Here is a 26551-nt window from a genome sequence, read left to right as displayed (position 1 = left end):
TTGTTGTTATGTACAAGGCTACGTTTCATACATAAACCGTTATAGTTTAGTTAGTCATTTAGAAGAAATATAGAATTTATGAAAATATTGATTACCGTAACAAGAGCAAGTCTTTTATTAGTAATACTATTGAATATTGGTTGTAATACGAAACCTGTTAAAAAGAAAGCTACAGCGAGATATGTTAAAGAAATAGATTCTCTAATGTCGACATCATTCGAAAGGGAGTTATTTAACGGAAATGTTCTTGTAGCTAAAAATGATACTATCGTTTATAAAAAATCTTTTGGATATACAGATGCGACACAGCAAATAAAATTAGATGATAAATCAATTTTTAATATTGGTTCAATTGCAAAAGAATTTAACGGTGTTGCAATAATGATGCTGGTCGAAAAAGGGTTACTTTCATTGGATGACCCAATCTCAAAGTTTGATTTAGATCTTCCGGCTTGGTCCGAAAAAGTAACAGTAAATCATTTAATAAATTATGCAGGAGGTATTCCTCCTATAGATCCAAAACTACCTCCAAATGACAATGAAGCGTGGGAAATTATTAGAGGAACTGATTCCTTGCTTTTTGAACCAGGAACAAATTTTAGGTACGACAACAGTAATGTTTTTCTACAAAGAAGAATTTTAGAGAAAGTAACAGGGAAGACATTTCAGGATTTTGTAAAAGAGAATATCATAGAGCCATTAAATATGACAAATTCTGTTTTTGATCCACCGGCTACCACAAAACATAGAACGTCTTGTTATGATTTTGAAAAAAATCCTTGTCCAGAGCTAGAATTCATTAGTGGTTGGTTATGGGTAGACTCTAATGACCTTTACAAATGGATTAAAGCGATGAATTCAAATCAATTAATTAGTCAAGAATCTTTTAATATACTACTTCAAAACCCGTATGCCGAAGATAAAACATCGTCTTTAGGTGAATATTTTAAAGAAAAACAATTGCAAAGACACAATGGAGTAGGCTACAAATTTGAATCTATTTTCTTAAATGATTTTGAAAATGATATTACCATTATCATCGTTTCCAATAATAAAAATCGAGTTTGGGATTTAGGACATGAAGCATATAATATAATGTTGCGTAAGGAATTTAAGATTCCTAAAAGATCTGTATTTCAGTTTATTAGAAAAGACTGTTTAGAAGATGTGGAAAAAGGAATTGAAGCTTATCATAACCTAAAGAAAATAGACTCCGGTGATTATGCTTTTGATGACCCAAATGAGTTAAATAGATTGGGCTACGAATTAATTCGTGCAGAAAAACCTAAAGAGGCAGTTAAGATTTTTGAATTAGCAATTTCTGAATTCCCGGAAAATGCAAATTTATACGACAGCAGCGGAGAAGCCTATTTCGTAAACAGAGAATATGATTTAGCACTAATCAATTATAAAAAGTCACTTGAGCTAGATCCGAAAAATAAGAACGCCGTAAAAATGATTGAAAAAATTAATAGCATTAAAGAATAGAAATAAGCGTAGAAGATATCAATGATGAGGTAATTTCTTTGATACGATACATGGTTTATGAAAAACCTTTGACGGTAAGAAGGACCCTATGAAAACAGTAACACTTCCTATTGATTTAAACTCTGGTAAACATATGTTTACCAGTTTATACTATTATCAAACAACGAAAGAGCTTGCTAAGCAACAAATAAAACTCACAAAAAATGTCTTCAGTTTTTTGCTTGAAGGTCAAAAAGAGGTTTTTACAAATAATTCATCTTTCTTAATCGAGAATTCTAGTTTTCTATTGATGAAATCAGGACACTGTTTAATGACAGAAAAACTCTCACCTTTACATAAAAATTATAAAAGTGTATTGTTATTTTTTTCGAATAAAGAGATACAGCAATTCGTTCAGAAATTTGATATTAAAACTTCTAAAATTTCATTACCACAATCTGCGTATTCATTTCAATATGATCAATTTATCAAAAACTATGTAAATAGTTTAGTTGATATTTCAAGACTAGCCCCGAGTATTCAGGAAAAAATGATTCAGACAAAATTTGAAGAGATTATGATCTATTTGGTAGAAACTAAAGGGACAGATTTTATAAATTCAATGATGATTCAAGAGAGGAATTCCTTTCAAAACTTCCTCAATGTCGTTGAAAATAATAAGCTAAAAAAAATGACATTAAAAGAGTTGGCTTTTTTATCGAATATGAGTGTATCAACATTTAAACGAGAATTTGAAAAACACTTTCATCAATCACCCAGTAAATGGTTTTTAGATAAGAGATTAGAACACTCGGCTTTTATGTTAAAGAATAATTCCAAACGACCATCAGAAATCTATCAGGAAATTGGTTATGAAAACCTTTCAAATTTTATACACGCATTTAAAACAAAATTTGGCGTTACCCCAAAACAGTATCAACTAGATTGAACTTTTAGCACTACTTTTTGAACTAAATTAAACATAGTTTTTTCTTCTATAACTCATAATTTTGTATTTATAATTAAATATAAACCATTATGAAAAAATCAATTTTTATTTTAGGCATACTACTAACAATATCAACCTCTTCATTTGCACAAAAAACGTTCACATTATCGAGCAATTCTATAGGCGGAGAAGCCACCATTAATGAAGAATTTAACGGATTTGGTTGTGCCGGAAACAATGAATCTCCTCAACTCTCATGGAAGAATGCACCAAAAGGCACGAAAAGTTTTGCAATAACTATGTATGATCCAGATGCACCAACTGGCAGCGGATGGTGGCATTGGGTTGTATTTGATATCCCTGCAAATATTAAAGAATTAGTATCAAATGCGGGTAATATGAAATTAAATTTAACTCCAAAAGAAGCAATTCAAAGTATGACAGATTTTGGAGTAAGTGGATATGGAGGACCTTGCCCTCCCCAAGGGCATGGTATACATCAATATATTATTACTGTTCATGCTTTAAAAACCGATAAACTTGGACTTAATGCAAATACAAACCCTGCAGTTGTAGGCTATTATCTTTGGAATAATACTTTAGCTAAAGCTAGCATAGTGATGTATTATCAAAGAACCAAAGAGTAGTAGGTATGAAAATTTTATTTTTATTGAACCTAGTTTAGGTAGTGTAATGCTATTAAATAATTTGCATGAAAGCGATAGACAGTTTTTACTTTGATAAAGAAGAACCAATTAAAAGTTGCCTTTTGGTTTTAAAAACTATAATAACTGATTATAATTCTGAGTTTGAATCGAGGTGGTATTACAGCTTACCTTGTTTTATGTATAAAAATCAAATTTTCTGTTATCTATGGGTAGATAAGAAAACACAATTTCCTTACATAGCAATTGGAAAAGGTATAAAAATTTTCCATCCAGATTTAATTCAGGAGAAAAGGACTTTTACAAAATTATTAATGATTGACCCAAATAAAGATATTCCAATAGAGAAAATACATAGCATATTTGATATGGCAATGGAACTTTATAATGAAAAATAAATATTTAAGCGCAAATCATATAAGTTTGCGCTTTTTTAATATACTTATATGATCTGAAAAGCTTACTAATATGTATTCGCTACTTTTTATAAAAAAATATCCCAAACAAAATGAATTATAATAGCATAAAGTATTCCTGCTCTAACTCTAACGAAACTCATAATAAAAGCTCCTATGAGTTGAAAAATAATAGTTTTTAGATATCCTAACTCTAAACCTTTAGAGTTAAAAAAATGAGCAAAAGCAAAGATAAAAGCGCTAATATATACGATATAACCAAAATTTTTATTCCAAAATACAGTTAATTCCTTTTTATATTTTGTGCCAATTAAATAAACTAAAAAAAACAATACTAAAAATAGTATAGCTGTTTCTTTCAGTCCATCTGGCTCAAAGAACATGTTACTAAACACTATTTTTTTGTAATAAAGGGATAGTATTCCTGCAACCGATGTAGAAAACAATATGGGGTTAAATTTTGTCAAAAAACCTCTAAAAGAAAGTTCTTCAAAAATCGCTACCATAGCATACAAAACAAAGGGATTGTATAATGTTTCGATATTTTCTGTAATACTTTCATTAATATTTCCGGTATAATAAGTATATACACCATATATTAAGAGTAAAGGAAGAATTAACACTATTTCTAACAATAGTGAATTAAATACCAAAATAGATTTGTTTTTTATTCCTTCAGTTTGTTTTAAATAATCAGGTTTTTTCAGAAATTGAAAAAAATCTCTCCAATGGGTTAATGTTTTCATTAAGTATTAAAATTAAAGTTGTTTATAAATATTAGTCCATTCAACAAGGTTTTTAATGCATTTGTTTAGCACCTTGTTTCATATGTACTCCATATCAAATGAAATACAAATTAAAAGTTAACAGTTTATAATCGTGCTACACTAAAAGGTAGTTTTTAAGCCGAAGAAATGTTTATCACTCATTAAATTAATTAGATGCTCTTTACAAATCCCTTTATTGATTATAGCTAATAAGAAGTTTGCAAATGTAAAATTTGACGTTCACAAAAAATGATAAGAGGAAAATATTTATATTTGGGTTAGCACCAATCTGAAACGTATTGCTTATTATCTGCCTTATGTTTCTTATACCGAAGATTACCTGCAATAGATAAAACTTAAAAACATATGCGTTTACTAATTAATTGTTTTTTCTGGTGTTTATTAACTCCTCTAATATGTTGTAGTCAGAAAGTAGATGATCGTCTTAAGTATCTTGAACAAAAACCTCCATCTGTAAACCCGGAGATATTCGCACCTGGTCTTATTTCTAAAAATACTGAATCAGAATTTGGTTCAGTTTTTAATACCGAAGCGACGAAATTTTTCTATGGAGTAGATATAAATGGAAAAACTGAAATACGATATTCTGAATTCATGGAGAACAGATGGAGCAAACCCAGAACTATTTTATCCCATGATAAATATGGATTTAATGACCCATTCCTTTCTCCAGACGAAAAGAGATTATACTTTATATCAGAAAAAGCATTAGACGGTATAGGTGCCAAACAAGATCATGATATATGGTATGTAGAAAAAGAAGGTAACGAATGGTCAGAACCTATCAATGCCGGACCCAATATCAATTCCAATAAAAATGAATACTATATTTCATTTACACAAACCGGAACAATGTATTTTTCATCAAATAAAATAACAGCTGAGAAAAAGCAGGGTGATTTTGATATATACTCCTCTAAAAGTATTAATGGAGAATTTCAGAAAGCGATTACACTAGGAGATTCAATTAACACTTCAAATTACGAAGCCGATGTTTTTGTTGATCCAGAGGAAAGCTACATTATTTTTTGTGCAAGACGACCAGAGGGATTAGGTAGAGGTGATCTTTACATTAGTTTCAAAAATACTGATGGTACGTGGACAAAATCTATCAATATGGGAGAAAAAATCAATACAAAAAACCATGAACTCTGTCCTTTTGTATCAAAAGATGGAAAATATTTCTTCTATACAAGTAATCAAGATATTTACTGGGTAAGTACTAAAATTATCGATGAATTAAAAAAAAGCAAGTAACGCTGTGTGCAATTAAAACTCAAAATGTCTCAAAAGAAAGCAATTAGCGATTCTTTACATAAAACTATATCATTAGAAAAAGGCGGTTTTTTTCTTCAATATGGCAAACCCTGTATAGAAATTGGTATGCTGATTAATGGAGTGATGAGAGGTTTTGTATATGATAATGATGGGAATGAAATTACTACTCATTTTTATAAGGAAGGAGATATGATTATTGGTAGTTATATACCAAAAACAAATGTGGTAATGTATGTTGAAGCTTTAGAAAAATGTGAAATTTCTGTAGCAGATTATTCAGAAGTGATGTCTTGGGTCAATAAAGACAAAAATATCACCGAAATAATAACAAACGAGTTTCAAAAACTTAATAAACAGTTACAATCAAGATTAGTATCTCTTTTAAATTTGAATTCTGTAGAGAAGTATGAACTCTTTTTAAAAGAATATCCTAGTTTAATCAATCGAATTCCGCATTACTACATCGCAAACTACTTAGGCATTACACCAACACAATTAAGTAGAGCACGAAAACAATTTATCGACAAATGTAAATGAGAAAAAAATTACATATTCGTTCCTTTGTATCAAGTAATGATATAAAAGAAATACAATATGGAAAAGCATTTTGAACTAACAGATGAAGTATTTGAAAATCAATTTACACAGTGTACACTAAATCCCGAAATTTTTAGTCATGAAGCACATTTACGGCTGGCTTGGATAAATATTAGTAACCATGGAGTTGATCAAGCTGAAAAAAAGATACAAACTCAGCTACAGAATTTTGTCGAATTTGTAGGCGCAAAAGACAAATACAACAAAACACTAACGATTGTCGCGACCAAAGCGGTGAATCATTTTATGAATCAATCAAAATCTGATAATTTTAAAGATTTTATAGTTGAATTTCCGCAGTTAAAAACCAACTTTAAACAACTCATCAGTAGTCATTATAGTTTTGATATTTTTAATTCGGAAAAAGCAAAAACAGAATTTTTAGAACCTGATGTACTTACTTTTGATTAAAAGCAGTATGGTAAGATTAGAATCTGTGTTAAACTGAAAATACCATCTTGTCCATAGTGAATGACATAAAATAAATAAAAATTACTTTACTTGGTTAAGTAACATTTTACCTGGTTAGGACATATACCTATAAATAGTTGACATAAGCACTTAATAATATGCAGAAATCATCTACATCTCTTTATAGAATTCGAAAAACAAGTTGGGGAATTTGGGTACAAATTTCGGCCAGTGTTGAAAACAGTAATCAAGGAGATAAAATATCTGACAATCTGTTTTTTGAATATAAAGCTAATACCACACATTTAACAGATGTTGAAATTGAACTTTTAAAAGAAGGTCTTACCTGGGTAAGTTCAATAATTGAAAAGAAAATTAGTACTCCAACCAAAATAACTCTAAATGAAATAGAGCTAAATCATTGTGACTATCAAGTTGAAGGAATGTTTTACGGAATTGCATTTTGGGCATCTGAACATTTTGGATTTGATTTACCCGAGTATCAATTTAATTATGATCTGAAAAAGAATAAGTATATGTTCCCTGATTTAGATGATAAATTAAAAAAACTATTTACCACATTATATATGAGATCAGAGCAATTTAGTTTCAAATAAACTTGTAGTATCACAAATTATAAAAATCAAAAAACATGATTATCGAATTGATACTTAGACAACTTAAGTTACTCGATAACGAACACTCTACACTAAAAATAAAAAGGCATAACAGGAGACAATCAATTCGTTGTTAAATGTTAGAGACATACGGCCCATTATGATCTAATAAAATAGATAGTTCAATGTAACCTTTCTAAAAAACGAAGGTCTTAAGTACAAAATATATGTATATGAACCTGTTTCGATCAAATTTTTTTGCGCTCCTTAGTATTGTAGTAGTATCAATTTTATTTTTTACAGCATGTGTAACCGATAGAAAATCCGATACTCCAAAAACAAAAGAAAAAGCTACATTAAACCAGTTATTAGAGGAGAAAATTAATCTATATTATCCGTCCGATGGAGCAGGAGCAGTTGTTCTAATTCGTAAAGGTGGAAGAACATTGCTTAAAAAAGCATTCGGAAATATAAATATAGAACATAAGGTAGAAGCCCAAACCGATATGAAATTCCGTATCGCTTCTATTACAAAGCAATTTACTGCGGTTTGTATTTTGATGTTAGAAGAACAAGGGAAACTATCTCTTGATAATGATATTAGAGAGTATATTCCTGAGTATAAACAATCACATGATAACAAAATTACTATTCGTCAATTATTAGGGCATACCGCAGGAATTCCAGAATACACAGAAGTAGAACCTTCTTATGATCATCATGGTACAGATCGGGTAACTATGGACACTATTGTAAATGTGATCAATACTGTTTCACTTGATTTTAAACCCGGAACCGCCTGGAAATACTCAAACTCGGGATATGTTTTATTAGGCAAAATTGTAGAAAATGTTTCCAAACAGGAGTTTAGAACATATGTTCAAGAGCATATTTTTGATGTGTTAGATATGAAACAGTCAAGCTTCTATGATTTTTATGAAATCGTTCCGCAATTGTCTAAGGGATATGAAGTAGCCGAGGAAGAACCTCATAAAATTGTTCATGCAAAAGCTGTAAAACCAGGAACACTTGCAGATGGTGGTATCATATCTACTATCGATGATATAACCATTTGGTACGACGCTTTAAAAAACAACACATTAATTAGCGAGAAACAAAAACAGAACGCTTTCACTTCTCAAAGCCTGCACGATGATAGAAAAACTAAATATGGATTAGGTTGGTGGACTACAACTCTGGGTAAGTACACCACAGTTGAGCATGGAGGAAACGTACACGGCACAGAATGTTACTCGTTATGGGTTTTTGAAGAGGACTTACAAATTATTGTGTTATCAAACCTAAATAGAAGTTCTCCCGGAGCACTCACCGTACAATTAGCTTCAGATGTTTTAGGAATTTTACCTAATCTAGAACAGGTTAAATTATTTGATGAGAGTGTATTAAATAAATTTACGGGGACCTATACTCATGAAGATGGAACCATTCGTAATATCACATTAGAAAACGGACAGCTTAATTCGCAACGAGATCAGGGAAGAAAGTTTGTTATTGTACCAATTAGCGAACACAAATTTATTTTTGAATCCGATCCCGATTGGTGGATTGACTTTACTATAAATGAGAATAAAAAAATAGAGAGCCTTGCTGTTGGATCCAGAACTGCTTTAGTATCAAATGGGAAGCGAAACCGATAATTGTACTGTATATCCAAAATCAAGAAGTGTGATACTGATGTTTTATTGAAGTTTCTGTCACTAATTCATAGAAATATTTCTCTGAAAAATGTATGCTTATTGTATTTTTTGAAAGCTGCTAAAAACAAAAACAAAGAACATTCTTTACTTTTTATGTAACCTTTTTGAAAAAATTGGGTAATACAAACAAAGACTACCCAAAAATAGTAGGTTAAACCAAAAAGAAATGAAACGAAATCCACAAAGATTATCGACTCTTTATATATGTAGCTTATTTATTTTTCTATTTAGTTCAATTCACGCTCAGATCAATAAAGATCATACTACAACTAGTAAATTGACTAAAGTCGAGCAAGCTAACTCATTATTTAAAGCATGGAATTCAGTAGATTCTGGTGGTGCAGCAATTGCAGTTATTAAAAACGGAAAAGTTGTTTTTAGTAATGCATACGGAAGTGCCAATTTAGAATATAGCATTCCAAATACGACTAACACTATATTTCATGCAGCTTCATTATCAAAACAATTTACCGCTTATGCCATTTTGCTTCTTGAAAAAGAAGGAAAACTATCACTAGATGATGATATAAGAACATACATTCCAGAAGTCCCAAATTTTGGCAAAAAGATTACTTTACGACATCTTGCTAGTCATACAAGTGGTATAAGAGATCAGTGGCGACTCCTGTATTTAGCAGGATGGAAAAATGATGATGTTATTCTTAATCAGGATATTTTGGATTTAGTATCTAAACAGGCTTCTTTAAATTTTGATCCTGGTACCAAACTATCGTATTCAAATACGGGGTTTACTTTATTAGCAGAAGTTGTGGCACGTGTATCGGGTCAATCTTTTGCTGAATATACAAAAGATAACATTTTTGTTCCATTAGAAATGAGCAATTCACAATTCTATGATGATTACGAAAAAATAGTAAAGAACAGGGCGTACTCTTACAAGAATAAAGAAAATATCATTAAAAAAAGTAAACTTAGCTTCTCTACTGTAGGGGCTACCAATTTATTTACTACCGTACATGATTTATGTAAATGGGCTATTTACCTAAATACTCCAACTCCAGAAAATAAAGGCATAATAACAAAAATGAATCAACAGGCCTATTTAAATAATGGTCAAATCACCGAGGCTGCAATGGGACAATGGGCAGGAGTTAAATATAAAGGTTTAGAATGGTTCGATCATACCGGTTCTGATGCTAGTTTTAGAGCCTATTTTTCTCGATTTCCAGAGCATAATTCGGCTGTAGTAATATTAGCAAATACAACACCAATACGTGCTTCTACGCTGGCATTAAAAACTGCCGATATTTTTTTGAATGAATACTATAAATCTGAATCAAAAGGAAAAACAAAGAAGAGTAAGAATGAAAAAAAGATTAAAAAATCAATCAAACTATCAAAAAATCAGATGTCAAAATTTTGTGGCAAATATTGGGAACCCAAAGAATGGTATGATAGAGAAATAAAAATTGTTAATGACACACTTATATATTATAGATCCGAAGAAAGTCAAACAAGGCTACTGCCAATTAGTAGTAATGAATTTAAAATGTTGGCAGATACAAACGATGTAAGTGTCATTTTTGAAGAAAATGAAAACAATGAAAAAGTGATGCGATTGAATATCAATAACAATCAAAACATTGAATTCTTAAAATATAACTCATTCAATATTAGTGAATATACTGGGGGTTTTAGCAGTGAAGAGCTTGATAGCTCAATTCAACTTTACAATGACAATGACTCAGTTTTTATAAAACTATTTAAGAGAGATCCGATTAAACTAAAGGCTATTAAAAAAGACGTATTTACATCATCAAACAGACATTTTAAGAAAATTGAAATCCTTAGAAACCCAAATGGTGTAATTTCTGGGTTTTTAGTGTCAAATGGAGGTATTGCTAGCTTAAAATATGATAAGAACTAAACCATAAATAAGTATCAATGAAAACTGTTTCTATAATAGGATTTTTGTTTTTACTCATATCTACTAGTTGCGATTCAAACAAAAAATCAACAGAACTAACCGAATTAGAAAAAGCTACTATTGGTAAATTAATCAAAAAGAATATTGATGAAGGTATTGAAGCTACACGGGTAAAAGACATTGAAACTTATATGAGCCGATTACCACAGGATCTTGTAATTTATGATGAAAGCGGAGAAATCATTTCAAGAGACAAACAAAAAGAATATGCATTGAGAGATTGGGCAATAATCGATACCACTTTGAGTATAAAAATGGACATTGATAGTATACAATTTTTAAAAAAAGATAGTGTAATTGTTTTTACATCTCAACGATGGAAAAGAATGATGTTTCAAAGAGACGGTATAACAACAGATACTGTACTAACTACACAGAAGCATAAAGAAACCTGGAGAAACAATGAAGAAGGCTGGTTTGGATATGACATAGAAGAACTTGGCGGAGAAATATTCATAAACGGAAAAAAATATATACCCGAATAAAACTACAATCAATAACGTATAATATCTGATTTCCTTTTCAGAAAATTATCACTACCAGACAATAGGTTTATGTCTTTTTGCTACTTTAGTACAAAATCAAAGAATCTCTGTACTAAAAAGTATCTTGTTTTGACTAATACCTGTGCGTAAAATATGAATCCAATTTCGACCTTATTAGAAGAAATAAACAGCCAAGATTTATGGGATAAAGAGTTAAAACTGGATAGGAATGAATATTTAAAAGTAAAAGGAAGTGTTGACACAAACGGATATCTGGTTGTAGATGGTAGTTTAAGAATTTTTGTGATAGACGAGTTTGAAGAACACACTATTAGGTTTGGCTACAGAAACAATTTTATTGCGGCTCTCGATTCATTTATAAACGAAAAACCATCTGATTTTTATATTCAAGCCCTGAAGAAGACGACTTTAAAAGTAATTAAAAAAGCTAACCTTATGAACTTTGTGTTGTCCTCTCCAGAACATACTAAAACATGGTACCTGATTTTAGAAAATTTTGTATTACAACAAATGGAAAGAGAAAGGGATATTTTGACCACTTCTCCTGTAGAAAGATATAATAGGGTTTTAAAACGTAGCCCTCAGCTCTTTCAGGAAATACCAAACAAGTATATTGCTTCCTACTTACGAATGACACCCGAAACACTTTCGAGAATTAAAAAATCTTAATTTCGATCAATGTTTTAAAATTTCAAATCATAGAATTTTGTATAAAAAAACAAATGAAGATAGCATCAAAAGATTTACTACAGGATTTGGTAGAAAGAACACGAAAAAATATTAATGAAGCAGAAAAATATAATCAGCTGTCAATAGAAAAACTCAACTGGAAAAATACGCCAGAGAGTTGGAGTATTTTAGAATGTCTGGAACATTTAAATTTATATGGAGATTATTATCTGCCCGAGATTGAAGATAGAATGCTAAGGTCGAAAAGAAAAAATGCATCTGTTTTTAAATCAGGTCTTTTGGGGAATTACTTTGCAAAGAGTATGCTTCCCAAAGAAAAATTGAATAAAATGAAAACATTCAAAGATAAAAATCCTATTAACAGTGATCTGGATAAAAAATGTATTGACAGGTTTATAGCGCAACAACACAAGACGTTAGAATTATTAGATATAGCAAGAAATAAAGATTTAAGTAAGATTAAAACATCGATCAGTATTTCGAAATGGATAAAATTAAAATTGGGAGATACGTTTAGGGTACTTATTTATCACAATCAAAGACATATCGTACAATGTAATAGGATAGCTAATAGTTACTCATGATACTTCATAAGGTAACAGTACTTAATTTCTAAAGATTACTTATTTTTAACCTTCTGTAGTAATCCGAGAGCTGAAGTATAAATAATGAAACAAAAAGAATTTGTTACCCATAAACCCAATAGTTCTTTTTTACAAGAGCATATTTCATATTACTATTTTCATTGTTCTGTAGATAATTCATTACAAAATAGGTTTATGTATTATCCTAATTCCAAAAATGCATTAACAATATATAGAAATTCAAAAGTAGAATACAGTTGTAATCACTCCAGAACTATACCCGATATCGAAACAGATTTTAGTTTTCTCTATTCTGGAGTACAAAAACAGTGTAGAACAGCCGAAATCCAAGCTCCTTTTGATAAAATAGGAATTGTTTTTCAGGAAACAGGAATTAATCATTTTATAAAAGTCCCTTTATCTAGTATTTCTGGTGACCCTATTGATAAATCATTTACTTATTTTGGGAATGATTTAATAGCATGCTGTGAATCTATTTATACTGAAAAAAATATTGAAAGCAAAGTGACACTTTTGGATCAGTTCTTTGAAGATAAATTCTGTGATTTTAAAGAAGAAGTATTAAAAAAATGCATTTATATTATTATAGAATCATCAGAAAAATTTACCGTAAAAGAACTATCAAACGAATTAGATGTGAGCAGAAAGACCTTGTTAAGGTTGTTTAACAAACATATGTGTTGTACAGTTAAAGAGTATATTGATATTATTCAGTTTAGAAAATCTCTTACTGATTATTTATTAAAAAATAATAATGCTTCACTTACCGAAATAGCTTTAAAAAACGAATATTACGACCAGTCTCAGTTTATTAATCACTTTAAGAAACTTACAGGGTTTAACCCTAAATCTTTTTTCAAAAATGTAAAACACCTTGGAACAGAAGATACTTTTTGGACTTTTAAGTGATCATGAGATGTCCCATTTCACCAATTTAACTATAAGTTGAGGTCTTATTTTTGTTGAAATTTTTTAACAAGATGAGACAGCTACTATGTATACTATTTTGCTTTGGTTTTATGCTAAACCTTAAAGCCCAACACCAAAATGATGTAACACACAAAATCAATTCAGAATATTTTAAAGAACAAAGAGAGATCAAAGTTCACCTACCCAAAAAAAATGATACAACAGAACGGTTACCAGTAATATATGTATTTGACGCTCAATGGAGTCCGTATTTTAAACTAACAACTTCTATTATTGATTACCTCATAGAAATAAAAGAACTCCCTAAGAGTATTGTTGTCGGGATAAACTCGAATAATAGACAATATGAATTGACTCCAGAGCCGGTAAATGAAGATTGGAAGATGCCAAGTCTAGGCGGCGCAAAGTTTTTAGAAAATCATCTTACTCATGAAGTGATCCCTATGATAGATAGTTTATATCATCCTGCCTCATTTAAAACAGCTATTGGGCATTCTTTGGGAGGAACTTTTATTCTCAATAGCATTGTAGATAACCCAAAACTTTTTAATGCGTACATCGCAATAAGCCCTAATCTTCAAATTGATGATGAAGAAATCATTTTAAAAATTCAGAAAAATATCGAAAAGATTAAAAAACTGAATAAATTCGTTTTTACTACTATAGGAAACAAGGGAAAACCTGATGTTGATTTTTTACCACCAGTAAAGAAATTAGATGCATTAGTACGAGATCACAATTCAGAAACTTTTAGTTGGCAATTCTCTGTATACGATGGCTTTACTCATGCTACTATACCAACAGAAAGTATACATAGAGGATTATTAAAGTTGTCTAAAAAGTGGGAGGTGTCAGAACAACAAAAAGAAAATATGCTGAATGCAGGAAGCGTATTAACAAACTTTGATAACTTCTACAAAAACCTTTCGAACTGGGCAGAGTATACAAACACACCTTCGCTCGATGATCTTTATGATTTTGGTTATTTTTTGGAGAAAAAAGAACTGTATACTGAAGCGGTAGCGTTTTATAAACAAGCTGTCAAAAATTATCCCCAAAAATCTCAATTGTACAATAAAATAGGGGAGAATTCTGTGAAAACTAAAAATAATAAGCAGGCAAAAGAGTATTTTGACTTGGCTCTAAATATAATTGAAAAGGAAAAAGATACTTTTGAATATGAGGGGACCTATGAGTACTATAAAAATGTCTATGATAAAAACAGGAAGAAAATTAAATAGGATTCCCCTTTTTGAGGCTCTGTAAAGGGTTTCTTTATTCGGATGCAGAGGCGAAAAAAGAATATTTTATTACAGAAAATTCAAATCGTAAATGGTGTTAAAACTAAAATATAGAGAACGATTAGTTTTAGCACGATAAAAGGGCTGTTTTTTATACTTTCGTTAACCATATACACTATGTTTATTGTAACTTTAAAGAAACATAATAGATGAGAACCTACACCAGAAAAACACCTTTAAAAATTGATTGTCCGATGGAGAGAACATTACATGTTATTTCTGGGAAATGGAAACTTGCACTATTATGTGAACTTAATAGAGGGAATTGTAGACTCAAAGATTTAGAAAAATACAATCCCGAAGCTTCTAAAAGAGCTTTAACCAAACAGCTAGGTGAATTAGTAGATGATGGTATTATTCAAAAAAAAGATTATGAAGTGTATCCCAAAAAAGTAGAGTACTCTTTAACAAAAAAAGGAAAAGAGCTTATTCCTGTGCTAAAAGTCTTAGATGATTTTGGTAAACAATTATAAAATTTTCTTAAAAAAACACTACTCAAATGGAGAGTAAAGCTCCTATTTTTGTATAATATAGGACATGCATCCTATATTCCATTGTTGGCAATAATTAAAGCAAAAAAATGAGAAATACCTTATTATTATTTACCTTTTTCGGAATCTTATTTTCATGTAAAGTTACACAAGTAAAAAAAACTTCTTCAAATTCTAAACCATTAGTTTATTTTGAGATTGACACGATAAAAACTAACCTAATAAAAGGTCAGAACTTTAAAGTTTTTTTCAAGTTAGTGAATAACTCTAGTGACTCTTTGTTTGTTTTAGACTCTAAAAGGGATTCTAAAATAGATATAGATTTTTTCTCTCTAGACTTTCCTTGTGACGTTGAGTATGTATGGGATGTAGATGAGGGAGAACCTAGCATACTTGCTGAAAGAGATAGAATGCATTTCATATCAATACCTCCAAACTCTACTTTTGATTATATGACTATTGATGGACAAAATTATTTTTTACAATGTGATACTTCAACAATTCTAAAAATAATATATGATACTTCTGACAAAAACAAAGTTGAAAATTTAATAAATGTACACAATGAAAATAAAAACATCGAAAGCCTTTATGAAAAATTAAGCAATATTAAAATAGAAAGCAGTATAACTAATGTCAAAAGAATAAAATAACTATTGTCCAACGCCATATAAAATTGATAAATATCTCTGGGTTTAAAAGAGTCAGGTTCTAATGCTTTTTCAATTCAAATTTATCTTTTACTTTTTCTATTTTCCAACTTTCGTTTAGTTCTAAAGACCATCCATCACCTATTATAATTTCACTATCAATATCGACTGGTTGGGTAACGATTACATTTTCCCAATTTGAAGCTAATAATGCACCATTATTTACTGTTAAAATCCCCCAATTATCAGTTATTCTCATTGTTGGATATACCGTCCCAAAATTTTCTAGAGGAGTTATGTTTCTTGGATCAAATGAAATCTTCATTTTTTCAAGATTCAATTTTAAAGTAGGTTGTTCAAGAAATTTTGTTTTTAGTTGTAAAATTTTTGCCAAACGCTTATCCTCTCTAACGCTCTCTACTTTTAATATTTCATTATAATTGTAATTGTTTTCTTGTGCAATTAGTTCAAAAGAGGAATTACTGTTTATATCTATCCCAAAAGATTCAATAAAATAATCTGTTAGCTTAGTATTCTTTGAAATATCTTTATGCCAATTATTTTTTTGATTAGAAAGTAAATAACCATAAACCGGTACTGTTTGATATGCAAAAGACCTTACAAATGTTGAATTTGTGTAAAATTGATTTATGCTATTTATCAAATGAATTTTCATTTCGTTTTTATCTCTCCCACTAAGCATAATTCCGGTAAATTCTGCTAACCCTTCATTTATTTCTAGTGAATTTTCGGCTTCTTTCTTTTGTTCATCGTTTTGTCTGATTTTTCTGAATGTTAATGCATTTTTGAGATGTTGTTTTATTTCATTTTTAGATGACAAAGCACTTTTTAAGGCTTCCAATTCAAGTTTTAGTAATATCCGATTAGTATAAGTATCCAAATGCCCATTACTTTGCTCTTGAAGACTATCGAACCCAATTTCGGGTTGGACTCTATGAAACAATTCATGAATTACTAAATTATCTCTTGACGTTTTATCATCGGGAAGGGGTAAGATTACCATTGACCATCTTTTGTTATCCCAATTTATAGCAGTGTTTGCAATATTTATATGTTTGGGTAAAGTATCTGAAAATATAGAATTGATTTGCTTGAATTTTTTTGTTGCGTTATTTTCATTAGAAAAGAAAACTCTAGTCTTAGGATTAACCAAAATTATTGGCCCATATAATTGTTTATTCCAAAATTTACCATTGTCAATTTTTAATAAACTTTCAATATCAGAAAAGGTTTTTCTAGCAATTTCTTTTTCGGTTAATTCTTGATTTAAATTCCCTTCATCAGATTTTTTTGTAAAACAAGAATAGCATAGCATGATGATTGCTAATAATAACATTTTTTTCATGATGATTGATTTATGGTGATCGAGTAAATGTAATAACTATAAATATAGTTATAGAACTATAAATCTAGTTTAACAATTGTTTAATAAAATATTTTATGAGTTTAGTGAAGATGTACTAATTATAAACAAGACCAAATACAAAACAGGTTAACATCAGAATGACTACTATTTGGTAGCGTTGCAGGTTCTTATATTTTAATGAATATCCGTAAAAATTATAATAAACCGTATTTTTGAGAGATGAATACTAAAAATAAAGAATGAGCATCTTCAAAAAATTATTTGGAAATAAACAGGAATCAAAAGTTGAATCAAGTATGAATACCGATGGATTTAGAAAACTATCAAAATCAAATTTTGATAACTTCGTTGATTTGCTTGAGCTACATGGAGGTTTGTCTTTTGAAAAACAACAGAATTTTAGCGAAATAACAGGTGAACATTCCTGGAATATAAATCTAAATGAAGGTCTTATTACCTTTGGAGAATATAATTTTCCTTTTGAAGTGATTGGTTCTTTGTCTTTTAATGATTTCTCCTGGATGTGGGGATGGGCAAATGAAAAGAGTGGTATACCTGCTAATTTATTAGAAAGCTCTTTAAAATTAAAAAGTATTGGAGAGCAAAATAATATAGAAGAATTTGTGAACGGACATTTTTCTGTAGAGGAGGGGTTCGAGCATAAAATGGGACTTATTGTAAGTGGTATGCTAAATGCTGATGCTTACTTTTGTGCAAATTATGGGCAAGGAACAATGGTTGTTACTATAAAAAGTAAAGACATACCTCGAATAGACAATAACTGGCTTGAAAAAGTGGTAACCAATTTTCCTCAACTTATTAGTAGTATTGAGATAAATCATAAAAATGCGTTTCTAAACTATTTGATTGACAAGGATTTTCAAATAAAGAACGAAGAAAATACGATTGAGGGATTAAAAAATGATAAAGTATTAGTTGCAGAATTTGATGAATTGGGAAGACTTAAAAACCTAAATGGAAAGATATAAGTAACATTATATTTAGATTAGATTGTACTTCAATTAACTACTACTGTATTAACAATAGATAGATAACTAGATAGTAAAACTTTTATGACAGAACTTCAGCCAATTTCTAAAAGTGAATTGATTAAGGATTTCCAGGCAATAGGAATTAAGACTGGAATGAACCTAATGCTTCATTCTTCGTTAAGTAAGATAGGGTGGGTAATTGGAGGAGCACAAACAGTGGTGAGCGCGCTAATTGATATCATTGGTAAAGAGGGAACTATTGTTATGCCTGCTGCAACCCCATTTTGTTTACATCCTAATGATTGGGGCGAAACCAAAATCCCAGAAAATTGGATACCAAAAATAGTAGAACATTTACCTGTGTTTGACCTTAATACAACACCAACAACAATGGGTGCAATACCAGAAACATTTAGAAACTGGCCCGAAACTTTACGAAGCGATCACCCCATTAGCTCAGTATCTGCCTGGGGAAAATTATCAGCTGAAATTATAAAAATTCATACTTTAGAAATTTCAGAAGGAGAAAATACGCCTTACGAAAAAGTTTATGATTTTAATTTCGAAATACTTCTATTGGGAGTAGGGTTCAATCGATGTACGATGCTTCATTTTGCAGAATCAAAATCAAAAAACAGGAGAATCACGACTAGTAGGTATCCGATTTTTCATAATACTAAAAAAGTATGGGTTGAAGTAGAGGATATGGGAAATGATAATAGTACTTATTTTCCTAAAATAGGAGCGTCATATTTGAAGAATAGAAATGCAAGTATAGGAAAAGTAGGAACAGCGGATTCAATTCTATGCGTAGCAAAAACATTAGTTGATTACGGAACCAATTATTTTGATACTATAAATATATAAAAAAAGCCCTCCTTCACTGATCCATTGTGTCGGAGGACTTTAAACAATCAAAAACTATTTTTAGTTACAGGTTCCTATAGTTTTCCACCAGTGTTCACCACTACCTGGGGTTACCCATATTGGCCCTGACTGAGCTTCGTATAATGTACCTTGATATACTACTTTGTCTCCCACATTATATACTGTTGGATATGCTGTCCAATTTGCAATCCCACTACAAGAACCACCGTTACCACCACCAGAAGTAATTGTAACAGATACTGTTGCTGATGTAGACGTTGCATTAGCATTATCTGTTGCAACGGCGCTTAGATTATAACTTCCTACAGCAGCATTATTCCATGAATAGCTATATGGACTTGTTGTATCTTCTCCAAGTTTAGTAGTTCCTTGAAAAAATTCAACTTTAGTAATTGTCCCATCAGTATCAGAAGCATTTGCTGTAATATTGATAGACTGCCCCTGGGTTACAGATTGATTATTTGTAGGAGACGTGATAGATACAGAAGGAGATTGGTTGTTTCCTCCTCCGGTACCATTACAATCCTGAACAAATTCCCATGGCAATCCTGCTCCAGAATTTGATGTTGGGTTATCATTTTTCGACCACCATTTTGCACGATATAATTTATTGTTATGCACAACCTCCTGACCAGTGTTATAAGTAGCAGAAGCATTCCATGGAGCAGATTCACAACCTGATCCAGTACCTCCACCGCCATCGCCAGAGTATGGAGATTCTGGATAGTTTTCTGCATTAGCTATAGCCTGAGATTGTGATACACCATTTAATACCTGACTTGCAACATGAAGATATCCATATGCAGAAGAAGTCGTATTACCGAGTAATAATTGCCATATCATAACTCCATCATTAGAGTTGTTATTTACAGAAATATGGTTAGATAGCTCTGCTATATTTTGATAGGTATATTCATAATACGGTCCCCAAGGCTCATTAGGATAATGAACTCCGGCTGCAATAGAAAAACCATACTGATTTGAGTAGTGTTTATATGCATCATACATAACTTTTCTATTACTGGCAGCTCCTGTATTATATCCTTGATATGCAATAAGATCGATTTTATCACCAACAGCTTCCATTACGGGGATCATATGTCCCGTAGTTGCAAAACCAAATAAGCTAATGGCTTGATTAGGAGAAGTAGCATTAAATAGATTGGTATCAGACTCTCCTGTTACAGTGTTTCTTTTGCTATAGGCGAAAGGAGAAGAGGGATCATCATTATTTGCACCTCCTAACGCTCCAACTCCGGCAGGAGCACAGGCTAATAGGTATTGTCCTTTTGGCATAATAGCTCTTGAATTTGTAAAGAAATCGATGAAGCGTTGTACATTTATAGGTTCTCCTATAGTGGCAAAACTACCATTAGGTTCAAAATCCCAATCGATGCCTTCAAATCCCATGTCATCTACCAGATCTTTGATCTGCTGATAATTTATATCATAAGCAGCATCTGTACCCCAATACGTTTCTCCACCGACAGATAAAATAACTTTAATGCCTTTTGATTTTAGAGCGGCTACAGATTCTTTTAAAGTATCCCCTCCGTAAGGAGTTTGAATACCTGTATTGGTAATATCTAAAGTACCTTTTTGATAACGAAGATTAGGCTTTGCAAATGCCAAAAAAACGTGAGTGATATGTTCTGGGATATCTCTTAGTTTTGATCCTTGCCCAGGTCCGGCCCAGCTTTCGGACCAAGAAGGGAAATATCCTAAAACAATAGGCTCTGTGAGTGCTGCCTTGTCTGTTAGATTTGTTTCAGAATTTTGAGCCTCCGGGGCTCCTTCTTCTAAAAAACTTTCATTTGTACAGGAAAATAAGAAGACCTGTATGAATAAGAGGACTGATAATCTTTTAAGTAATTTCATTGTGTATTAAATTAAGAGTTTGTGAATATTGCGAGGCCATTATACAGTTAATGAAAAATCATATGTTCATCTATTTCTTTATAATCAACCTCAGAAGCTTTTCTATATTTTAATTCTACAGTATTCCAATCTGTTGCCCAACCTTTTGCTATGTTGTTTAGATACACTATCTTAAGTTTATGTTTTCCTTTTTGTAAAGCGATTGAGCTTTCTTTTGGATGTTTTTTTAACGGAGTTTTATAATCAATAACGAGCTGATCTGCTATCCATATCTGATCTTGTGTACTAGAAAAATAATAAACCCCATCTTCTGGGATGTCAACATACCCATCAAGAAAAACTGCCTTGAAATTATCTTCATTTACTTCGTGACCCCAGTGATATGTTGTATTTGCATCTTTGATATTTTTAATAGTAGATATATGACTTTTAGTACTATCATTAACATCACTGATACTTTTGAAATAACCTTTTATCTCTTTCTTGATAAGTCCTTGAGATAATTCTGCAGTATCAGAAGGAGGAATGGGAGTTTCTTTTGTGATGTTCAATTTTCTAATGTCACTTATTTTTCCACTTTTCAATATTGAAGCAATTCGCAATTCGGTATTTTCCTTAAAATTTAATGGTTCGGTATATACTGTGCTAGTTGGTATTGGATCTGTTCCATCTGTGGTGTATACCATTTTAACCGGATGTGTAGTAGAAAAAGGAATACTTACACTATCAGTAAATACGATCTTATTTGAAGTAGGCCCCTCGGGAAGAGGAATATGGTAATTGATATTGTAATGTTCTAATACATCATAAACACTATTCAATCTATTTAAGAAATCACCGAATTTTTTATTTTCTTTTTGTGACCATGTAGTCTCTGCTAATGCTATGATACGTGGATATAACAGGTACTCAATTGTTTCTTCTTTATATGTATATTCTGTCCAGACATTTCCTTGTGCGCCTAAAATATGTTTCTTTTTATCTTCTTCAATTTCTTTTGGTATTGGATCATAGTGATATACTTTGTCCAGTGGGATATATCCTCCAAAAGCTAAAGGTTCTGCTTTAAAATCTCCTTGATAAAAATTAAAATAACAATACTTTGCAGGAGTCATGATAACATCATGCCCTTTGTTAGCAGCCTTGATTCCACCTTCTTCTCCTTGCCATGACATAATATTTGTTGTGGGAGTAATACCACCTTCCAGAATCTCATCCCATCCAATCATTTTTTTATGATATTTTGATAAGATCTTTTCTACACGAGCCATAAAATAACTTTGAATTTCTTTTTCATCTTTCAGGCCTTCGCGTTTTTTTAATTTTTGGCATTCTGCAGAATTTTTCCATTGATCTTTTGGTACTTCATCTCCTCCCATATGATAATATCCATAAGGAAAGAGAGTCGATAGTTCTTGGACTACATCTTCTATAAAAGTGTAAGTTTCTTCTTTTCCTGGACAGAGTATACTAGATTCGACACCCCATAAATTTCTTACTTCATATTTTTCTTTACTACAAGAAAGCTCTGGGTATCCTGCCAAAATTGCTATAGCATGCCCGGGTGTGTCAAATTCTGGAATTACATCAATAAATCTTTCTTTGGCGTATTCTACGACTTCTTTTATTTCTTCTTGGGTATAAAATCCTTGATGAAAAGAACCATCAGCATTTTTTCTTTTGGATCCAACCTCTGTAAGTTTAGGGTATTTTTTTATTTCTATTCGCCATCCCTGATCATCAGTTAAGTGCCAATGAAACTTGTTGATCTTGAAAAGAGATAATAGATCAAGTTGTTTTTTGATAAAATCAATTGAGAAAAAATGCCTGGAAACATCCAGATGCATCCCTCTCCAACCGAAACGAGGTTTATCTTCTATATCTAGAGCCTGGATTTTAACAGGAAGATGCATTTGATTTTTTGAATTAGCATCATATAACGGAAGAAGTTGCATAAAAGTCTGCATTCCATAAAACAATCCTTGATCGGTTTTTGCTTTTATTTTTATTTCATCTTTTGATATAGACAGACGATATTCTTCTTCACCAAAATCTAGCGTACTTTCTTTGATTAATTGAATGCTGTTTTTGGTGTTATTTTCATTATCTATTGAAAAAGAATGACCTGTGAAAGTCTTCATTTTTCCGATAAAAAAACTTGCGATAACTGCAGAAGAATTATTATTACATAGAAAAGTAGTTTTTTTATTGATTTCGAAATATCCTTGTTTTTGATCTACTTTGAAAGGTATGGGGGTGATACTCAAAGATTGATTAACAGGGAATGATGAATCAGGACTTTTACAGGTCATGAAAATTAAAAAAAAGAAAGGTATAATTCGTAAACTCATTACTGACTTGTTTTTTGAGAAATTCTTTGGATAATCAGGCGATTAACTAAATGGTCTATTGGTTTTTTTACAAAACCTCTAACCCGATAACCATGGTCATCTAATAATTTTTTTATAATATCTTGAGAGTAGTAGGCTACCGAACCTACAAAGTGTATAGGATGTTTGGATAATTCTTCTTTGTATTGAAAAAGGTAAGTACTTATAAATTTTGAAATACCATGATGTAAAATTCCTTCGAGATAAGCATTCCCTCGATTTCTAAAAATGAATTTTGCATAAGAAGCTAAGTACTTATTTGGATGATCAGCACAATATAATTCATCAAGAATTTGATTAAGTTCGGTAGTATATTCATTCTTAAATAATGAGGCTGTATCAGATGGCATTTTACCTAGGAAATAATCTTTAATCAATTTTTTCCCTAAATAATTACCGCTACCTTCATCTGCTAATAGGTACCCCAAAGCAGGGGATTTTTGAATAACTTTTTCTCCATCAAAATAACAGCAATTTGCTCCTGTTCCCAAAATGCATACTACACTAGGCTTTTCTGTTGTGGCTTTTACGGCTCCAATGATATCCTCTTCTATAACAGTAGATGTTACATTTTTAAATATAGATTGCAGCACGAGAGCTATTTTTTTCTTAGCATCAGCCTCACCACACCCTGCACCATAAAAATAAATCTTATGTATGAGATCTCTTTTTTGGAGTATAGAGTCTGCTTTTTGAACAATATTTATGATAGCATCGTCAGAAAGCAAAAGAGGGTTTATACCATCGGTTTTAGTCTTATCAATGAGTTCTCCATCATTATCAACAAGAACCCAATCACATTTGGTAGAACCGCTATCTGCAAATAATATCATTAGTCATTAGTTTATTTATCATTTATGTATTGTCTTATTGCTGGTGCATAGCGAAGAGATTCTTTTTAAAAGCAACTTTCCCTCATATGTTGAGGGAAGGTTGTTTTTTGCAAAAATTTATCTAACAAACAATGCAATTAATTTTAAAATAGATATCTCTTAAAAGCTTCTATCGCTTCATAATCTGCGAGACCAAGCTTATCATATAATATCGCTGTATTTCTATTTCTTTCACGAGCTCTTAGCCAAAATTCTCTTGAATCTTCTCCTTGAAACATCACTCTATCTTTTTGAGATTGGTGATATAGGATGGCATTAGTTTTTTTGGATACTTCGTGTGGACTTAGAGGTACGGCCATTTCAATTTCAGAAACGTCCCATTCTTGCCAGGCACCTCTATATAACCATACCCAACAATCATCCATGAAGGTTTTACTTTTTAGGTTGTTGATAGCCTCGAAAATAGCATCTAGACAAACCTTATGAGTTCCATGGGGATCGGCAAGATCACCTGCAGCATATATTTGATGTGGTTTTATTTTTTCAATAATACTAGCTGTAAGAGTTACATCTTCCTCTCCTAACGGATTTTTTTTGATTCTTCCGGTTTCATAAAAAGGAAGATCTAAAAAATGAACCTTATCATCATCTAATCCAAAATACCGAGTAGCACCCAAAGATTCCATTCTTCTAATTAATCCTTTGATTAACCGAACTTCTGGTATATCGATATCACCTGGGTTTTTTGATTTAAGAAATGTAATTACCTTTTTAAAAGTATCTTCTTCTTTATTAGGATGAACACTATTGGCTACCTCAGCAAACTTTAAGGCTTCATCATCCGTAACCGCTATATTACCCGAAGTTTGATAAGCAACATGTACATCATGTCCTTGATCAATTAATCTTAAGAATGTTCCTCCCATTGATATTACATCATCATCTGGGTGAGGACTAAAAATTAAAACTCTCTTTTTTGCAGGGAGGGCTCTCTCGGGTCTGTTTGTATCATCTGCATTTGGTTTTCCTCCTGGCCACCCTGTGATGGTATGTTGAACGTTATTAAAAATTTTAATATTTAAATCATAAGAAGACCCTTCAACAGCCAAGAGACCAGACATTCCATTGTCGTTATAATCTTTATCTGTAAGTTTTAAGACAGGTTTATTGAGTTCTTGACTCAACCAGGTAACAGCTTTAAATTTTAATTGTTCTTTCCAGATACATTGATCTACAAGCCATGGTGTTTTGATTCGTGTAAGTTCAGAAGCAGCTTCAGAATCAAGGATAATAGTGGTATTTTTATGTTCTTGTAAAAAAGATGCAGGAATATTAGATGTAATTTCACCTTCTATTGTCTGTTTAACCACTGTAGCCTTTTTATGTCCCCAAGCTAATAGTAATACCCTTCTGGATTTCATTATGGTACTTATTCCCATAGTAACGGCTTTTTTGGGAACATTTTCTAAACCATTAAAATCAGAAGAAGCATCAGTTCTGGTGACATGATCTAATGTGATGATTCGCGTACCCGAATTGGGATGTGATCCTGGTTCGTTAAAACCGATATGTCCTGTTCTACCAATTCCTAAGAGTTGAAAATCTAGTCCGCCGTACTTTTTGATCTTCATTTCGTAATCAATGCAATATTGATCCATTTCTGTAACAGGAATGGTGCCATCAGGAATGTTGATGTTTTCTGGGTTAATATCTACATGATCAAATAAGTGTTGATGCATGAAGTGATAATAACTTTGCTGATGTGCAGTATCCATTGGATAATATTCATCCAGATTAAAAGTAATTACGTTTGAAAAGCTTAACTCTCCAGAACGATGTAAGCTTACTAATTCTTCATATACTTTTATAGGAGAAGAACCTGTGGCCAGACCTAGTACACAAGGGCTACCTTCTTGTTGTTTTTGTTTAATTAATGTTGCAATTTCGTGTGCAACAAGCTTTGAAGCTATCGACGAATCGGGGAATATTTCATTATGAATCTTCTCAAACTTCGTTTTTTCAAACTGTCCTACCTGTTTATATTCAATTTCCTGGATCATTTTTCCTCAAGAGTTTGATTGTTTTAATTGTTTTTTTATTTTAAGGCTTTTTATGAAAAGAGATGGAGTTGAGAGATAATGCTCTATCCATCTCTT

At 31.4% G+C, this 26551-nt stretch carries 25 protein-coding genes; 19 read left to right on the top strand and 6 right to left on the bottom strand.

Annotation, left to right across the window (positions count from 1 at the left end; translation table 11 throughout):
* Positions 1 to 78: 78 nt before the first annotated feature.
* The 4 genes from Z054_RS0112175 (at position 79) to Z054_RS0112160 (ending at position 3479) form a co-directional block, all read left to right on the top strand.
* Positions 79 to 1488 carry a serine hydrolase domain-containing protein gene (locus tag Z054_RS0112175; protein ID WP_024770342.1) on the top strand — a complete coding sequence of 470 codons (1410 nt, stop codon included), beginning with the start codon at positions 79 to 81 and terminating at the stop codon, positions 1486 to 1488.
* Between the two features lie 88 nt (positions 1489 to 1576).
* Positions 1577 to 2416 (top strand): helix-turn-helix domain-containing protein, encoded by an 840-nt coding sequence (locus tag Z054_RS0112170; protein ID WP_024770341.1) that lies wholly within the window; start codon positions 1577 to 1579, stop codon positions 2414 to 2416.
* An 89-nt stretch (positions 2417 to 2505) separates the two neighbouring features.
* Positions 2506 to 3063 carry a YbhB/YbcL family Raf kinase inhibitor-like protein gene (locus Z054_RS0112165; RefSeq protein WP_024770340.1) on the top strand — a complete coding sequence of 186 codons (558 nt, stop codon included), beginning with the start codon at positions 2506 to 2508 and terminating at the stop codon, positions 3061 to 3063.
* 65 nt (positions 3064 to 3128) lie between these two features.
* Entirely contained in the window at positions 3129 to 3479 is a 351-nt protein-coding gene (locus Z054_RS0112160) for a DUF1801 domain-containing protein (protein WP_024770339.1), read from the top strand.
* Between the two features lie 86 nt (positions 3480 to 3565).
* On the opposite strand, the gene Z054_RS0112155 is transcribed toward Z054_RS0112160, so the two are convergent.
* On the bottom strand, positions 3566 to 4243 hold the full coding sequence (locus Z054_RS0112155) for a CPBP family glutamic-type intramembrane protease (RefSeq protein WP_024770338.1): 678 nt from the start codon (positions 4241 to 4243) through the stop codon (positions 3566 to 3568).
* 387 nt (positions 4244 to 4630) lie between these two features.
* On the opposite strand from Z054_RS0112155, the gene Z054_RS0112150 reads away from it, so the two are divergent.
* From Z054_RS0112150 to Z054_RS0112090, 13 genes are all read left to right on the top strand, one after another.
* On the top strand, positions 4631 to 5542 hold the full coding sequence (locus Z054_RS0112150) for a TolB family protein (RefSeq protein ID WP_024770337.1): 912 nt from the start codon (positions 4631 to 4633) through the stop codon (positions 5540 to 5542).
* 24 nt (positions 5543 to 5566) lie between these two features.
* Positions 5567 to 6100, top strand: coding sequence for a Crp/Fnr family transcriptional regulator (locus Z054_RS0112145; RefSeq protein ID WP_024770336.1), 534 nt, complete (start codon positions 5567 to 5569; stop codon positions 6098 to 6100).
* A gap of 57 nt (positions 6101 to 6157) precedes the next feature.
* Positions 6158 to 6571 (top strand): hypothetical protein, encoded by a 414-nt coding sequence (locus Z054_RS0112140; protein ID WP_024770335.1) that lies wholly within the window; start codon positions 6158 to 6160, stop codon positions 6569 to 6571.
* A 158-nt stretch (positions 6572 to 6729) separates the two neighbouring features.
* A complete protein-coding gene (locus Z054_RS0112135; protein WP_024770334.1) occupies positions 6730 to 7188 on the top strand; it encodes a hypothetical protein in 459 nt (152 codons plus the stop codon).
* A 233-nt stretch (positions 7189 to 7421) separates the two neighbouring features.
* On the top strand, positions 7422 to 8846 hold the full coding sequence (locus tag Z054_RS0112130; RefSeq protein ID WP_024770333.1) for a serine hydrolase: 1425 nt from the start codon (positions 7422 to 7424) through the stop codon (positions 8844 to 8846).
* 226 nt (positions 8847 to 9072) lie between these two features.
* Positions 9073 to 10794, top strand: a complete 1722-nt coding sequence (locus Z054_RS30195; protein WP_024770332.1) for a serine hydrolase domain-containing protein — start codon at positions 9073 to 9075, stop codon at positions 10792 to 10794.
* 17 nt (positions 10795 to 10811) lie between these two features.
* On the top strand, positions 10812 to 11339 hold the full coding sequence (locus Z054_RS0112120; protein ID WP_024770331.1) for a hypothetical protein: 528 nt from the start codon (positions 10812 to 10814) through the stop codon (positions 11337 to 11339).
* A gap of 153 nt (positions 11340 to 11492) precedes the next feature.
* Positions 11493 to 12029 carry a Crp/Fnr family transcriptional regulator gene (locus Z054_RS0112115; RefSeq protein ID WP_024770330.1) on the top strand — a complete coding sequence of 179 codons (537 nt, stop codon included), beginning with the start codon at positions 11493 to 11495 and terminating at the stop codon, positions 12027 to 12029.
* 53 nt (positions 12030 to 12082) lie between these two features.
* Positions 12083 to 12634, top strand: coding sequence for a DinB family protein (locus tag Z054_RS0112110; protein ID WP_024770329.1), 552 nt, complete (start codon positions 12083 to 12085; stop codon positions 12632 to 12634).
* 84 nt (positions 12635 to 12718) lie between these two features.
* Positions 12719 to 13564, top strand: coding sequence for a helix-turn-helix domain-containing protein (locus Z054_RS0112105; RefSeq protein WP_024770328.1), 846 nt, complete (start codon positions 12719 to 12721; stop codon positions 13562 to 13564).
* Positions 13565 to 13635: 71 nt separating this feature from the next.
* Entirely contained in the window at positions 13636 to 14826 is a 1191-nt protein-coding gene (locus Z054_RS0112100) for an alpha/beta hydrolase-fold protein (protein WP_084050317.1), read from the top strand.
* A gap of 209 nt (positions 14827 to 15035) precedes the next feature.
* On the top strand, positions 15036 to 15359 hold the full coding sequence (locus Z054_RS0112095; protein ID WP_024770326.1) for a winged helix-turn-helix transcriptional regulator: 324 nt from the start codon (positions 15036 to 15038) through the stop codon (positions 15357 to 15359).
* A 107-nt stretch (positions 15360 to 15466) separates the two neighbouring features.
* The gene (locus Z054_RS0112090) at positions 15467 to 16030 is read left to right on the top strand and encodes a hypothetical protein (RefSeq protein ID WP_024770325.1); all 564 of its coding nucleotides are present in this window, start codon (positions 15467 to 15469) and stop codon (positions 16028 to 16030) included.
* A gap of 58 nt (positions 16031 to 16088) precedes the next feature.
* Here Z054_RS0112090 and Z054_RS0112085 read toward each other — a convergent pair whose 3' ends face one another.
* Positions 16089 to 17393, bottom strand: a complete 1305-nt coding sequence (locus Z054_RS0112085; protein WP_051473732.1) for a hypothetical protein — start codon at positions 17391 to 17393, stop codon at positions 16089 to 16091.
* Between the two features lie 260 nt (positions 17394 to 17653).
* On the opposite strand from Z054_RS0112085, the gene Z054_RS0112080 reads away from it, so the two are divergent.
* Together Z054_RS0112080 and Z054_RS0112075 are read left to right on the top strand one after the other, a co-directional pair.
* On the top strand, positions 17654 to 18403 hold the full coding sequence (locus Z054_RS0112080; protein ID WP_024770323.1) for a DUF6882 domain-containing protein: 750 nt from the start codon (positions 17654 to 17656) through the stop codon (positions 18401 to 18403).
* An 84-nt stretch (positions 18404 to 18487) separates the two neighbouring features.
* Positions 18488 to 19273, top strand: a complete 786-nt coding sequence (locus tag Z054_RS0112075; protein WP_024770322.1) for an aminoglycoside N(3)-acetyltransferase — start codon at positions 18488 to 18490, stop codon at positions 19271 to 19273.
* Between the two features lie 60 nt (positions 19274 to 19333).
* Here the strand turns inward: Z054_RS0112075 and Z054_RS32320 are convergent, their stop codons facing one another.
* The 4 genes from Z054_RS32320 to nagB form a co-directional block, all read right to left on the bottom strand.
* Positions 19334 to 21172 carry an Ig-like domain-containing protein gene (locus Z054_RS32320; protein WP_024770321.1) on the bottom strand — a complete coding sequence of 613 codons (1839 nt, stop codon included), beginning with the start codon at positions 21170 to 21172 and terminating at the stop codon, positions 19334 to 19336.
* A 47-nt stretch (positions 21173 to 21219) separates the two neighbouring features.
* The gene (locus Z054_RS0112065; protein ID WP_084050314.1) at positions 21220 to 23523 is read right to left on the bottom strand and encodes a family 20 glycosylhydrolase; all 2304 of its coding nucleotides are present in this window, start codon (positions 23521 to 23523) and stop codon (positions 21220 to 21222) included.
* A complete protein-coding gene (locus tag Z054_RS0112060) occupies positions 23523 to 24395 on the bottom strand; it encodes an N-acetylglucosamine kinase (protein ID WP_024770319.1) in 873 nt (290 codons plus the stop codon). The genes Z054_RS0112065 and Z054_RS0112060 overlap by 1 nt, the downstream gene beginning before the upstream one ends.
* Before the next feature lie 143 nt (positions 24396 to 24538).
* Positions 24539 to 26455, bottom strand: a complete 1917-nt coding sequence (nagB, locus tag Z054_RS0112055) for a glucosamine-6-phosphate deaminase (protein ID WP_024770318.1) — start codon at positions 26453 to 26455, stop codon at positions 24539 to 24541.
* Positions 26456 to 26551: the final 96 nt, after the last annotated feature.

It is taken from the genome of Aquimarina macrocephali JAMB N27, from assembly GCF_000520995.1.
GTDB lineage: Bacteria > Bacteroidota > Bacteroidia > Flavobacteriales > Flavobacteriaceae > Aquimarina > Aquimarina macrocephali.
The sequence above is the reverse complement of the archived record's forward strand: the minus strand, read 5'-3'. Positions and strand labels throughout refer to the sequence as shown.